The organism is Bacteroidia bacterium (assembly GCA_041391665.1).
GTDB lineage: Bacteria > Bacteroidota > Bacteroidia > J057 > J057 > JAGQVA01.
This window is the reverse complement of record JAWKNO010000001.1, coordinates 1,302,592-1,316,492: the sequence shown is the minus strand read 5'-3', so window position 1 is coordinate 1,316,492 and position 13,901 is coordinate 1,302,592. Positions and strand designations below refer to the sequence as shown.

The 13,901-nt window shown below is 47.0% G+C and carries 10 protein-coding genes; 6 read left to right on the top strand and 4 right to left on the bottom strand.

Annotated features, from left to right (window positions below):
- Window positions 1-19: 19 nt before the first annotated feature.
- The 4 genes from R3D00_05490 (at window position 20) to R3D00_05475 (ending at window position 4,771) form a co-directional block, all read left to right on the top strand.
- The gene (locus tag R3D00_05490; protein MEZ4772618.1) at window positions 20-2,416 is read left to right on the top strand and encodes a hypothetical protein; all 2,397 of its coding nucleotides are present in this window, start codon (window positions 20-22) and stop codon (window positions 2,414-2,416) included.
- Window positions 2,413-3,141 (top strand): hypothetical protein, encoded by a 729-nt coding sequence (locus R3D00_05485; GenBank protein MEZ4772617.1) that lies wholly within the window; start codon window positions 2,413-2,415, stop codon window positions 3,139-3,141. Before R3D00_05490 ends, R3D00_05485 begins: the two co-directional genes overlap by 4 nt.
- A gap of 27 nt (window positions 3,142-3,168) precedes the next feature.
- Entirely contained in the window at window positions 3,169-4,437 is a 1,269-nt protein-coding gene (locus R3D00_05480; protein MEZ4772616.1) for a cation:proton antiporter, read from the top strand.
- A gap of 139 nt (window positions 4,438-4,576) precedes the next feature.
- Window positions 4,577-4,771 carry a PLDc N-terminal domain-containing protein gene (locus R3D00_05475; protein MEZ4772615.1) on the top strand — a complete coding sequence of 65 codons (195 nt, stop codon included), beginning with the start codon at window positions 4,577-4,579 and terminating at the stop codon, window positions 4,769-4,771.
- A gap of 118 nt (window positions 4,772-4,889) precedes the next feature.
- Here the strand turns inward: R3D00_05475 and R3D00_05470 are convergent, their stop codons facing one another.
- The 3 genes from R3D00_05470 to R3D00_05460 are packed head-to-tail and all read right to left on the bottom strand — an operon-like array spanning window position 4,890 to window position 8,653.
- Window positions 4,890-5,402 carry a GNAT family N-acetyltransferase gene (locus R3D00_05470; protein ID MEZ4772614.1) on the bottom strand — a complete coding sequence of 171 codons (513 nt, stop codon included), beginning with the start codon at window positions 5,400-5,402 and terminating at the stop codon, window positions 4,890-4,892.
- A 13-nt stretch (window positions 5,403-5,415) separates the two neighbouring features.
- Entirely contained in the window at window positions 5,416-6,540 is a 1,125-nt protein-coding gene (locus R3D00_05465) for a DUF2891 domain-containing protein (GenBank protein ID MEZ4772613.1), read from the bottom strand.
- 43 nt (window positions 6,541-6,583) lie between these two features.
- A complete protein-coding gene (locus R3D00_05460) occupies window positions 6,584-8,653 on the bottom strand; it encodes an ATP-binding protein (protein MEZ4772612.1) in 2,070 nt (689 codons plus the stop codon).
- Between the two features lie 128 nt (window positions 8,654-8,781).
- Between R3D00_05460 and R3D00_05455 the strand changes: the two genes are divergently transcribed.
- The gene (locus R3D00_05455) at window positions 8,782-11,940 is read left to right on the top strand and encodes a glycosyl hydrolase (GenBank protein MEZ4772611.1); all 3,159 of its coding nucleotides are present in this window, start codon (window positions 8,782-8,784) and stop codon (window positions 11,938-11,940) included.
- Here R3D00_05455 and R3D00_05450 read toward each other — a convergent pair whose 3' ends face one another.
- Window positions 11,941-12,660 carry a Two component regulator three Y domain protein gene (locus tag R3D00_05450; protein ID MEZ4772610.1) on the bottom strand — a complete coding sequence of 240 codons (720 nt, stop codon included), beginning with the start codon at window positions 12,658-12,660 and terminating at the stop codon, window positions 11,941-11,943.
- Window positions 12,661-12,728: 68 nt separating this feature from the next.
- On the opposite strand from R3D00_05450, the gene R3D00_05445 reads away from it, so the two are divergent.
- Window positions 12,729-13,871, top strand: a complete 1,143-nt coding sequence (locus R3D00_05445; protein ID MEZ4772609.1) for a VCBS repeat-containing protein — start codon at window positions 12,729-12,731, stop codon at window positions 13,869-13,871.
- The last annotated feature ends 30 nt before the right edge of the window (window positions 13,872-13,901 follow it).

Here is a 13,901-nt window from a genome sequence, read left to right as displayed (position 1 = left end):
TTTTTCCTATTTTTACCCTATGGAGATCTCCGATACAACCTTTTCCCATTTTATCCAAAAAGCAGAAACGTTAGTAACGGAAACACTTAACACGGGTTCCGTCGATTTGCATTTTGAAAAACTGAATGAAAACAGTTTGCCGCTATGCGAAGTTTTTACGCAGGCTCAAGAAGAGGCTTTTGGTCAACTCTCTGCTGCCGGTACGCTTTCGCGGGAAACCCTGATTTCGCACTACTTCACCAACTTCCTGTGGGCAGATCAGATCAAAATGTTTATGCTGTTGTGGCGGGATATTCTCTTTCAGCAGCAAAAGGCACAAATTCTCCTCGCTGACGATCGCGTAACGGAGGCCGCAACCGCCAACCTCCACGAACAATCCAGGGCCGTGCTCCGTGAAGCTTTCGAAAGCCTGAGCCAGACCTTACCTGAACAAACCCGCAACCTGCTCGATACGCCCCGTAAAGCCAACCGTCAGCTGGAAAGTTGGGGGCATCAGCAAAACCCATGGCCCGTTTATAAAAAACAAATCGCGAAAATACCGGCGCAATGCACCCAGCTGACTCAGGAATATCAGGCACTACGCTCATTCGGTGATATTTTCCGGCAGATTCAGGTCATGACCCATGAAAGCCTTTCTGCCTGTGAGAAAGAGATTCTGGATCACAAAACCCTGACAAATGAGCTGATCGAACAGGAATCTTCCGAGAAAGAGGTCAGCATGCCCAAGTTTGTGGCCCGGCTTGAAACACTTGAAAATGAAATCGTTGTAAAACCCTACCTCAACGCATTCTCCGAAAGACTGGAACAATTGATCGCCAAACTTCCGGTAAAGCAGACCGTCACGGTGTCCATTGAAGGGGGAATACTCGAAGTCGCAGAAATCAACATTCGCAGAAGAACCCAACTCTGGCTGGAGTCGCAGATCCTTCCTCTGCTCAATGAAATATGGGAGCTGACCGAAAATACTTCCAACGGATTAAAAATGACGATTGTCAATATTCGCAATCGTATCCTCATTCTGTCTGCAGAAAACCGCGAAGGACGTGCCACAGACCTCGATAAGTCTGACTTTCTCCTTTCTCTCAAAACATTCCTCAGCAATCTGGAAAAGCGGGAAGAACAACTGCCTACGCTTCAACAGCTGATAAAAGAGCGACTGGAAAACGAATTTTTCATATCCGGCATTTACAAAAACCCGTACTCGTTCCTTCTCGTTCCGCTTCAGTCTCCGGTAGGGCGTTTTTCATTTACCAAAAATAAAGTCGTCACACGGATCAAAAATACCATCTCGCCCTATCTGGCTATTTTGAGCAGTTTTGTCAAGACCGTGGAAAAAGGCGATGTGCTTAGTCCCTCCGAAAAAATTGTCAGATATATACAGAGCAGAAAAAGTGATACAGATGGCAGCCATTATTCGAGTATTTTCCTGACCAAAGGGTATGTAGGTGAATCTTTTATTGTCGGCAGAGACGACGAATTGCAGCATGTCAGAAAAGTATGGGAAAACTGGCAGAAAGGATTCAGAGGCGCCATTGTGCTCACCGGAAAGCGACTTTCGGGTAAAACACTTTTTGGTGAGCTGGTAGGGCTACGCCTTTTCCCGGAACAAGTCATTGCCCTTCGCCCCGGCCAGATACTCAATATCCAGGGCCGTAAAATGGAAGTCTCTTTTGACCTGGGCAAAGCCCTGGCATTTATCCGCAAATACACACGGCAGGATCATCCTATGATATGGATTGATGACCTGGAGCTATGGTGGAGTCCGGAAGTGCCGCTGTATGAAAATGTGCGGATGCTGACCAAGTATATCGACAATCACTCTTCCGGGCATTTTGTAGTGGTTTCGATGGGCAATGCCCTGTACAAACACCTCTGCAAAGTCCATGACATTCAAAATATATTTCAGGCAGAAATCAATATGGACTATATGTCCACAGCAGAAATTGAATCTGCGATCTGGATTCGCCATGGAGCCACACACAAAAATCTGGTAAATATTCAGGGGGAGGAAATCTCCAACCGCGAATTTGACCGCCAGATCAACCTCGTTTACAGGGCCTCACGGGGTATTATTGGTGATTCGCTCAGCTTGTGGTCGCATTCAACCCGCAAACTCGACGAAATCAATGTCGCCAATACATTTACCCAAAAACACGAACTCCCTCCGCTGGAAAACCCTGACCTGGCGCTGCTGCTGGCTTCCATTATGCTGCAAAAGCGGACCAATGAATATCGCCTGAGGAAACTGTTTGGGCCATCTTTTCCGGAACGATACCAGCAGCTCGTACGCAGACTGCTCAGTATCGGCATGCTTAACCGCCAAATGGATGACTGGCTGGAAATTGACGAATCCATTGTCAACGACCTGGGACAACTACTCGAAGAGGGAAAATATATTCAATACAATAAGATATGAACGATTTACTGGCATTCCGATTTTCATGGACGACCTTTTTCATGTTGGGAATCACCTTGCTGGGATTTTTCATTATGCTTCTCCTCGTGCGCAGGTTCCTCACCAACAGCCCTATTGCACGCAATTTTCAGAAGCCGGTCAACACGCTTATTACCCAGCTACTGGTACTTTTTGAGCCATTGGCAATTATATTACTTACGGGGACCTTCATTTTTATAAATCCGGGCTTTCACGGGGCGCTGGTATTGTTTATTCTCATTATCGGTTTTTCACATATCAGGAATTATATCACCGGTAAACTGGTCTGGTTTAATGATTCATTTAGCGAAGGAAAGATTGTCAGCTACAGAGAAATCCAGGGCATTGTCTCGCGAAAAGGTGCATTAGGTCTGAACATACGCACCCCCGAAGGCATTCACCATGTCAGCTATACCCGCCTGCTGGCAGACGGGTACACGATTATTTCCGACAACCGGGATAGCGGCAAATACAGTCTGCTGGAAGTATCGCCACTCAACCATGGAGAAAAAAACGACCAATTTGCTGCCTTTACCAATCTGATCACTACCAATCCATTTATCAACTGGAATTACAAACCCGAGCTGTCTTATCCCAAAGGCAAGCTGATTATGAAAGCCTTTTTCAGAGAAAAAAATCACCTCCAGGATCTTGTGCGCGTAATCGGAGAGTGGGGCTACGAATGTAAAATTATTGATGAATCCTGATTTCTGAATTGAAAAGTAAAGATTTATATGGAAATTTTGTCTTCCTACAACCTGATTATTGCGGCCTCGCTCATCATCATTATGTCCTTTCTGTTTGGTGAATTTGCCCGCAAAACCAATATCCCCTCAGTACTGATGTTAATCGTGCTGGGCATTTTGCTCAAATTTGCCCTCGATGCAGGAGGAATGGGAGATATGAATTTTTTCCCGGTCCTGGAAGTATTGGGAATCGTAGGACTGATCATGATCGTGCTGGAAGCCGCCCTTGAGCTGGAGCTTAAACGCGAAAAACTGGTTCCCATTACCAAGTCATTTGTCATTGCCCTTCTCGGGCTGATAGGATCAGCATGGGTTGCCGCGGAGATTTTGCATTACTATATCCCCGGCATGGAAATGTCCAAAGCCTGGCTTTACGCTACGCCACTTTCCATCTTGTCAAGTGCCATCATTATTCCGAGTGTTTCGGGCCTCAAAGCCACAAAAAGGGAATTTCATATCTACGAGAGTACATTTTCTGATATCCTCGGTATTATGTTTTTTTACTTTCTGGCGGGAAAATTTGAAGGACCGGCAGAACAAAGCGGTGCGCTCGGTTTTATGGGAAACCTTGGACTCACGATTTTGATATCCTTTGTGGCGAGTTACGGGCTGGTGCTGATTTTTCAAAATATCCGCAGCCATGTCAAGCTGTTTTTACTGATATCGGTATTGCTGCTTTTATACGCACTGGGTAAAAAAATCCACCTTTCTTCCCTGATCATTATCCTGATCTTTGGGTTGCTGGTTGCCAATATGGAGCTTTTTTTCAGGGGAATCCTGCGGCGCTGGCTAAACCTCGAAAAAGCCGGCCAAATCTATGAAGGCCTTCATGTGGTTACGATGGAAACAGCTTTTGTGGTGCGCACATTTTTCTTTGTCATCTTTGGGCTCACCATTTCTCTGGCCACCCTGTTTAGTGTAAAAGTTGCTTTGGTCAGTGGGCTGATTGTGTTGTCTATCTATGTGATCCGGTTTGTCATTTTGCGGATTTTCCTGGGAAAAGATATCATCCCTCAGTTGTTTGTTGCGCCCAGAGGATTGATTACCATCCTGCTTTTTTACGCCATTCCCCACGAAGCAATGGTAGAAGGGTTCGATCCGGGCATTTTACTGTTTATCATTATTGCCACCAGTCTGATTATGACCTTTGTACTCATCTACGATAAACAGCGGTCAGGAAAAGCTGTAAAAACAGCAGAAGGACTTGCGGTCGGTTACACCCAATGGAAAGCGCCGGTTGTTGATCAGGAAGAATAGTGAATCTTTGCAGAGATCGTTTCGCAGATGGAAAACTATATTTTCAGGAGAAAATATAGTTTTTTGCAGATTAGGGGATAACCAGGCAAGGATTATACTCGTATCAAAAATGATCATTCACTTAAAGTAATATACCGCCATGTTTACTCTTATTAAATTTGCCGTATCTGTTCTCTGGTTTGTCCTCACCATCGGTGTACTGGTCAATATCTGGAGAGAAAGTAATAAAGAAACGATAGCAAAACTGCTCTGGACCGTCGGCGTACTGGTGTTCCCTGTACTGGGCCCGGTAATCTGGATACTGGTTGGCGCCAATAGCCGTTCAGGAAGCTAATATAGTTTATCAGACAGGGAAGTGACCTTTCAGGTTTTTTACGTCCCAAAGATATAAGAGGGTAAGCAATTACCTTTGCAATTCCAATCGAGTCGCTGCCGCCCGGTGGCGACTTTTTTTATATTTCCCTGTACATCTCCAGGTCGGTCTGCACATCTTTCCCCAGCACAAATACATGGCTTCCACACAACTCAAACCCCATTCTCTGGTAGAACCGGATGGCTTTGGGATTATGCTCCCATACACCCAGCCAAATACACTCGTAACCTTCCGCCCGGGCTATCTCCATACAGGTTTGCAATAGTTTGCGTCCTATGCCTTTGTTGTGAGCCTTTTCGATGATATACAGCCGCTGCAATTCGATAGAACGCCTGTCAGCCAGAAACTCCGGAGGTACCCCTCCCCGCCGCAATTTGGCAATACCACAAGGCACTCCTTCAAGCGCTGCAAGGAGAAATGTATTCTGATCATCGGTCATTTCTTCCGCGATCTGCCCTACGGCAAAAGCAGTATCCATGTAGTCCGCCATGTCGTCGGGATTGTTGGTCGGCGAAAAAGCCTCATCAAAAGACTGACGGGAGACCTGTGCGACAATCGCTGCATGCACATCGTTTGCAATAAAAATCTCCATGATTTTTTCGAAATTATTTTCCAAGGGCATAAACGGCAAATGAAGCCAGCCAGTGTTCACCGGCGTAATCGCCGCTGGCGATATGGGGTACGGTTGCCGCAATATGCTTCCGGGCAGTTTCTTTCAGCAACTGCTGCATCGGGTCGCCTTTGGGCAATACAGAAGCAATGCCTTCCATACACCAGCCCCGGCTGAGATTCAGCCCGTCGAGGTGCACAATCTGGCCGTCGGTACGGTCTGAGACGACAGCAATTTCCCGCAGATTGGCGGGAATATCTGGCATAAAAGCCTGAAACCAGGGCAAAAACTCGGCAGCGGGCAAAATACGCCGCATAAGATCAGCTTCTGCCAGACAGGGAGATAAAAAATCAGAGCCCCCGGGCTCCCAGGAAGCCGGGCAATTTTTGTCGTTGAGATAATACCGGCGCCCGGTTTCCCCGATCAGCAGACGGAGGTCGTCTTTTCCCACTGCCACGGCGTAGTCGTAGGCAAATGACAAGCCGAAGGCGGTATTGGGATGCACGCCCGTGCGGATCGGATACGTCTGTTTTGGCAGGAAATCCAGATACCGCGCAATGATCGTATCGGCCAGCGGTTGCAAATTTGCATACCATTCCCGCCCCTGCGGGTCATTCCAGTCGTACAGCTCAAGCGCAAGCTGAAGCAACCAGGTCCAGCCGTAAGTGCGTTCGAAGGATTTTTGGCTGGGACGGCCAAAATAAGCGGCTTCTGCCAGCAGGTTTTCCCGGCTCATATTCTGTCCGATCACCTGGCGGATTTCGGCAGCTTCGGGTAAATCGGGAAATTGGCGCAGCAGGCGTATCAGCATCCAATGCCCGTGTACCGCAGAGTGCCAGTCAAAACATCCAAAAAAAGCCGGATGCAGTGTCTGAGGAGAAAGGACATCGGCAGAATCATTCATCACGTGACCAGGCTTATTGGGATATTCCTGCTGAATACAATGAAGCGCCAGACCGGCAAAATGAGAGGCGCCGCGAGGGGTAAGCTGAAGGGCGCCGGAGATTTTATTTACAGTATAAAACGGAAGATCTTCAGTTTGGGCAAAGGCAATAGCTGAAATCAAAAACAGGCCTGTAAGCAGGCCCACAATCGGGGAAAAAACAGAGATTGTAGACATGGGTTTTGTATTTACCAAAACCCAAATATAGGCGTTTATCTATTCAGCTTTCGGAGACATGTTCAGAAAGCGGCAGGAGTGATACGATTTTTCGATACAATTCACGAGGATTAAAAGGTTTGGAAGCGTATCCGTTCATTCCTGCCTCAGCAACATTTCCCTGTACTTCATTCATTGCAGAAGCGGTAAGGGCGATGATTGGAATTTCTGATACCGGAGCAGGCATTTCCCTGATCTTACGGGCTGCTTCGTATCCGTCCATTTCCGGCATTTGCAGATCCATCAAAACCAATGCATAAGGAGCTTTTCCAATCATTTCCAATGCAATCCGGCCATTATCTGCGATATCTACAACTACTCCCCATTTGGCAAGGAACTTGGAAGCAATTTTCTGATTGATCTGATTGTCTTCAACCAAAAGAATTCTCACCCCGCCCAAATCCTGGAAATCTTCCTTTTGGGACTCACTTTGCTGGGTAGAGAGGGTTTTTTCAGCAAGGGCAATCTTCAGCGTGAAGAAAAAAGAAGAACCTTTTCCAGGCTCGCTTTCTACCTCAAGTGCGCTCCCCTGAAGTTCTACCAGTCGCTTGCAAATAGCCAGCCCAAGCCCTGTACCACCGTATATCCGGGTTGTATCAGAACTAGCCTGTGTAAAGCTTTCGAATATATGCTCAATTTTATTTCTCGGGATACCAATCCCTGTATCAGAGACAGAGAAGGTTATTTCTGCTGTATTCTCGTCAGAATGAATGAGTTTGGTGCATAGTGAAACCTCGCCTTTTTCTGTAAACTTAATGGCATTATTGATCAGGTTTGTCAAAATCTGACTCAGACGCGTGGGGTCACCTTTCACATATTCGGGTAAATCCGGATCGTTTTTAAGGACAAATTGAAGGTTCTTTTCAGATGCTTTCTGCGCGAGTGACTTGACAATCCTTTCTGTAAGGGTTTTAAGATTATAGTCTATTTTTTCAAACTCTATTTTACCCGCTTCGATTTTGCTGTAATCAAGAATATCATTGATAATCACCAGCAGGTTTTCAGCAGAAAAATGGAGGGTCTCCAGATTATCCAACTGATCCTCGCGCGGGCTCTCCTGCATCAGCAAATGTGCCGTACCGAGCACCGCGTTCATGGGGGTACGAATCTCGTGACTCATGACCGATAAAAATTGAGAACGCGCTTTGACCGCCTCTTCCGCACGTTCTTTGGCTTCTATCAGCTTTTTTTGTTGCGTTTTGCGGCCTGTAATATCCATTAATGCGCCCCTATAGCCCTGATATTTTCCTTTTTCGTCAAAAAAGGGAACGCCCGTAATTTCAAGCCATATTTTTTCACCATCTTTTCGAATCGCCTGATATTCGACGTTATGCATTTCTTTGAGCTGGCTGGAAATATAATCCAGCCACTGTTTGATCATTCCCCTTTCCTCCTCCTTTACAAAATCGTAGGGCGTCATTTGATATAATTCTTCCGGCGTATAACCCAAAATTTCATTTGCCCGATCAGAGACAAAAATAAAATGATGATCTTTTCCGATTTCCCATATACATTCTTTTGAGGCATGAAACACATCTGTAAGGCGTTTTTCGGTTTGCCAGACTCTCGCCTTATTTTTGAGGTTATTAATCTGAAAGGGGGTAATGACTCCCACCGTAATCAACAATAAGCTGAAAAATGCATGTTTTTCTGTCTCCGGCTCTTTTACCATCAGCGCAGAAAACATCAATATCAGGGTTGCCGGTACGATAAAAAGCCAAACATCTCTCACAGAAAAAAGGCCTACAGGGATGATTAACACTACAAGGTATGCAGCTACTGCGTAGTCAGAGCGAAGGTGATTTTTATAAATGACCCATGCCAGCCACAAAATCATCACCAGATAAGAAACTATCGCGGCATTTTCAATCTTACGTATTTGGTCTTTCCACCTGTATGAAAGTAAAAATACGGCCAAAAACACAGTCATTGGAATCAACCTTACAGACATAGGATCCACCACATCCTCATCAAAAAACCGAAGCATCAGACCCGGAATTCCCAGTCCAAAAAATCCGGTCAGAAGAATCCTTCGGATATAATTAAATCGTTTGGGAAAAGAGTACAATGACATATGCCAAATTTGTTCATTGGGAATAACTCTACTAATTTCCCTTTCTTCCCCAAAAAGATTTTTCTCAAATTTACATTTCTATTACCCTTGTCGGTTTCAGGTTGCTTTTACACCCAAATTATCCGAAAATGAAAAAAAACTACCCTCTGGCCCAGATTTCAGCAGTTTTGTTGCTGATCTTTATATCAGCCACACCTATTCATGCACAGAAAAGCAAGAAAAATACGCAAAAAGTCATCCCGCAAACGCCTACACTTACATATGAGGAAAACCTCTATAAAAGCCTGCAATGGCGGGAACTGGGTCCTTTTCGCGGCGGGCGATCTGCGGCAGTAACGGGAGTACCGGGCAAGTCCAACCTTTTTTACTTTGGTGCTACGGGCGGCGGTGTATGGCGCACCCGCGATGGTGGCTCCAACTGGGAAAATATTTCCGACGGTTTTTTTGGCGGCTCCATAGGCGCTGTCGCGGTAAGTGAAAACGACAACAATGTCATCTACGTCGGAGGCGGAGAAGTTACGGTCAGGGGAAATGTATCTTCGGGCGAGGGCATGTGGAAGTCGGTTGATGCAGGTAAAACATGGGTTCATTCGGGTCTGAAAGAGTCCCGGCATATTCCCCGCATTTGCATTCACCCCAAAAATCCCGACCTGGTATATGCAGCCGTGCTCGGTGATCTGTACAAATCATCCGAAGAACGAGGCGTTTATCGCTCTTCGGACGGAGGACAAACCTGGGAAAAAATCCTGTTTGCCAATGCAGATGCCGGAGCAGTTGACCTTATCATGGACCCGGGCAACCCCAGGGTTTTGTACGCAGCTACCTGGCGTGTCAGGCGTACGCCTTACAGTCTTGAAAGCGGTGGCGAAGGTTCTGGCCTTTGGAAAAGCACAGACGGCGGAGACACATGGAAAAATATTTCCACCAACAAAGGACTTCCCCAAGGCACATTGGGCATTATCGGTGTAAGTATATCAGGTACAAACTCCAACCGCATCTATGCGATTATTGAGGCCGCCGAAGGCGGTGTATTCCGCTCCGACGATGCCGGCGAAAACTGGCAAAAAGTCAACTCCGATCGCTCGCTTCGCCAGCGGGCATGGTATTATTCCCGCATTTATGCCGACCCGCAGGACGAAGATGTTGTCTATGTCGTCAATGTCAGTTATCACAAATCCACCGACGGTGGTCGCAGCTTCAAGCCCTACAATGCGCCACACGGCGACCACCACGACCTCTGGATCGCGCCCGAAGATCCCCAAAGAATGATCATCGCCGATGATGGTGGCGCACAAGTCACCTTTGACGGAGGAGAAAACTGGTCCACTTATCACAACCAGCCGACGGCACAGTTTTATCGCGTAGTCACCGACAATCATTTCCCGTTTCGTATTTACGGCGCACAGCAGGACAATTCTACCGTGCGCATTCTGCACCGGACCGACGGGTATTCCATTTCAGAACACGACTGGGAAGAAACCGCGGGCAGCGAAAGTGCCCATATTGCGGTAGACCCTCTGGATAATGATATTGTCTATGGTGGCAGCTACGGCGGTTTTCTATCCCGCCAGAATCACCGCACGGGTGAAGTTCGCGCCATCAATGTCTGGCCAGACAACCCGATGGGTTACGGGGCAGAAGGTATGCGATACCGCTTTCAGTGGAATTTCCCCATTTTCTTTTCTCCCCACGACCCCAAAAAACTCTTCGCAGCATCCAATCATCTTCACCTCACCACCAACGAAGGCCAGTCGTGGACCATTATCAGCCCGGACCTCACCCGCAATGATACCACCAAACTCGGTTCTTCCGGAGGCCCCATTACCAAGGACAATACAGGAGTAGAATACTATGCCACCATATTTGCAGCAGCAGAATCGCCATATGAAGAAGGGCTCATATGGACAGGTTCTGATGACGGACTGGTACACATCACCCGCGATGGCGGCAAAAACTGGGAGAATGTAACCCCACCGGCTATGCCTGAATGGATCATGATCAACAGCGTGGAGCCCGACCCCTTTGTAAAAGGCGGGGTTTATATTGCAGGTACGATGTATAAGTCGGGCGACTATCGTCCCTATCTGTACAAAACCAAAGACTATGGAAAAACCTGGACAAAGATTGTCAATGGAATTGACGATCAGCATTTTACGCGAGTCGTGCGGGCCGACCCCTCACGTAAAGATTTACTTTATGCAGGTACTGAAAACGGAATGTATATCTCCTTTGACGATGGCGCAAGCTGGAAACCTTTTCAGTTGAATCTTCCCCTTGTACCCATCACAGACCTTACCATCAAACAAAATAAACTCATTGCGGCGACCCAGGGGCGTAGTTTCTGGATGATCGATGACCTGACACCCCTTCATCAGTTGAATACGCAGGTGGCCGGAAGCAATTATTTCCTCTATAAACCCGCAGATTCCTACCGTATGCCCGGAGGTTCTTTTTCCAGAAAACCCCGCAACGCAGGCACCAATCACCCGGCGGGAGTTGCTGTTCATTACTATTTGAAAGAAAAACCCGCAGATTCGGTGGAGATGAAAATGGTATTTCTGGAAAAGGGCGGTAAAGTCATCCGAACTTTTTCGACGAAAGATAAAACTTCCCCCTTAAAGCCGGAGGCGGGGTCTCAGGTATTTGTATGGAATACACAATACGAAGAGGCCAAAACATTTGACGGAATGATATTGTGGTGGGGAGAAACGGATGGCCCCAAAGCCGTGCCCGGTGAATATCGCGTCAGGCTGGTATTGGGAAATGATTCGACAGAAAGCCCCTTTACGATTCTAAAAGATCCCCGGTCAAGCGCTTCTGATTCAGACCTGCAGGCACAGTTTGACTTCCTGATCAAAGTGCGCGACAAACTCAGCGAAACCCATCAGGCGATTGTCGATATACGCAAAGTGCGCGAACAGATGGCCCAAATTTCATCCAGAATTGGCAAAAAAGAAGAATACAAGGAAATAGCTGCCGCAATTAAATCGGTAGATTCGACTATGACGGCCATTGAAGAAACCCTGTATCAGACAAAAAACCGGAGCGGACAGGATCCATTAAACTACCCTATTCGCCTCAACAACAAACTGGCGCACCTCGGATCACTCAACAGCTTAGGCGATTTTCCACCCACCCAGCAGTCTCTGGATTTTCTGGAGGAAGTGAGCAAAGCCATTGACAAACAACTCGAAAAGTGGGAAGAAGTCAGCACGAAAAAATTGCCTGAGATCAACCGTATGGTAATAGAAAAACAGGTCACATTAATCGGGACAGAAAAAGATTAATCACCGCCGCAACAAAATCTGACTCCATCTTTCCAGCACAGATTGTTCGATCAGATTGTCTGAAAGCCCTAGTCCCCGGAGATTTCGCAGGTTGGCGAAAGATTCGGGGACAGTGCCTTCCAGCTGGTTGTTGGATGCAGAAAAAAACACCAGATTGCGAAGGTTGCCGAGTTCATGGGGCAGAGTTCCAGATAACTGGTTATTGTCGAGGGCAAGCTGTTTCAACTGCCCAAGATTGCCCAGTTCGCGGGGAATATTGCCCGAAAGCTGGTTATTGCCCAAAAACAGGTTTTGCAGATTTCCAAGATTTGCCAGCGCGGGCGGAATTTCCCCATTCAAGCTGTTTCCGGAAAGATTCAGCAACACGAGATGAGAGAGTTGGGAAAATCCGTAGGGAATTTGTCCTATCAGGCGATTGTTGGAGACATCGAAAGAAGTTAGTTCGGCCAACTTGCCAACCTCATCGGGGAGAGAACCCGTGAGATTGTTGCTTCGGAGAATGAGGCTGGTTACACGACCATTATTTACAGAAACCCCTGACCAGAGATCGACCGGCAGATTCATATCCCAGCTTTCCCTCCAGTTTTCACCGCCGGTAGCGCGGTACATGGCCACCAGTGCCAGAGAATCGCGTTTATCAACCGATTGCTGAGCAGAAGTGGGTGCGATCATTCCCGTAAGCAGCAATATGGATAATACTGATACTGTAAAGAGTTTCATTGCCATTTGACTTTGACCGGTAATTTATCGAATTTATCCCAAACCCTTAGTCCCAATTTGCAAACCCTATGCGTGTCCATTTTTTTCTCCTCCCGGCCATCATACTTGTGAGCCTGAGCGCCTGCAAACCGACGGTTTTCACACCTGCATTTGAAGCACAGATTCTGGACGACAAAGTATCCATAGGTTATGGCCTGGCCATTGGTGATGTAGATGGTGACGGTAAAAAAGATATCCTGCTCGCAGATAAAAAGCAATTTGTCTGGTATAGGAATGGCGATTGGAAAAGATTTGTCATGGCAGACAGTCTTACCGGCTCTGATAATGTATGCATTACCGCCAGGGATATCGACGGAGACGGAAAAGTCGAGGTAGCGGTTGGCGCACAGTGGAATCCTGGCGAAACCCATGACAAAAACCTTTCAGGATCCGTTCATTACCTTATTCGCCCCGAAGATCCTACGATGAGATGGACCCCCGTACAACTTTACCATGAAGTCACGATTCACCGCATGCATTGGGTGCAGGCAAATGGGAATTATTTCCTGACTGTACTTCCCCTTCATGGTACAGACAACAAGGGAGGAGAAGGATTACCTGTCAATTTGTTGATTTACCCTGTACCAGACGAGGTTTCGGGTGAATGGGCATATACAGCACTTTCTACCGGCATGCACATGACACACAATTTTGAGGTGGTGGAAAACGAAAAAGAAACGCAATTACTGATCGGAGGGAAAGAAGGCATTCGCACGGCATTGTTTACAGGCGGAGAGTGGAAAATCGCAAATGAATGGGCAGAGGAAGGAACAGGATTTGGTGAAGTCAGGCAAATGCGCAATGCCGACGGGAAAACGGTAATAGCAGGAATTTCCCCTATGCATGGTACTTCATTGATAGTAAACGGAGATAGCCTGTACAAAAATTTTGAACAGGGTCATGGACTTGCATGTGCGGACCTGTTAGGTCAGGGATTTGACCAGATTGTTGCGGGTTGGAGAAACCCCGACGCAGAGGGTAAAGTGGGCGTTTTGCTATTCTTCAAAAACAGTGATGGCACATGGCAACACTACACGGTAGACGACAATACCATGGCATGCGAGGATCTGAAAATAGCAGATATGAATGACGACGGAAAGCCTGACATTATCGCAGCGGGGCGAGCCACAAATAATTTAGCGATTTACTGGAACCGGTCAACGACTGAGTGAGAAATTTCCGTGAGGGAATCCTTTTCCCTC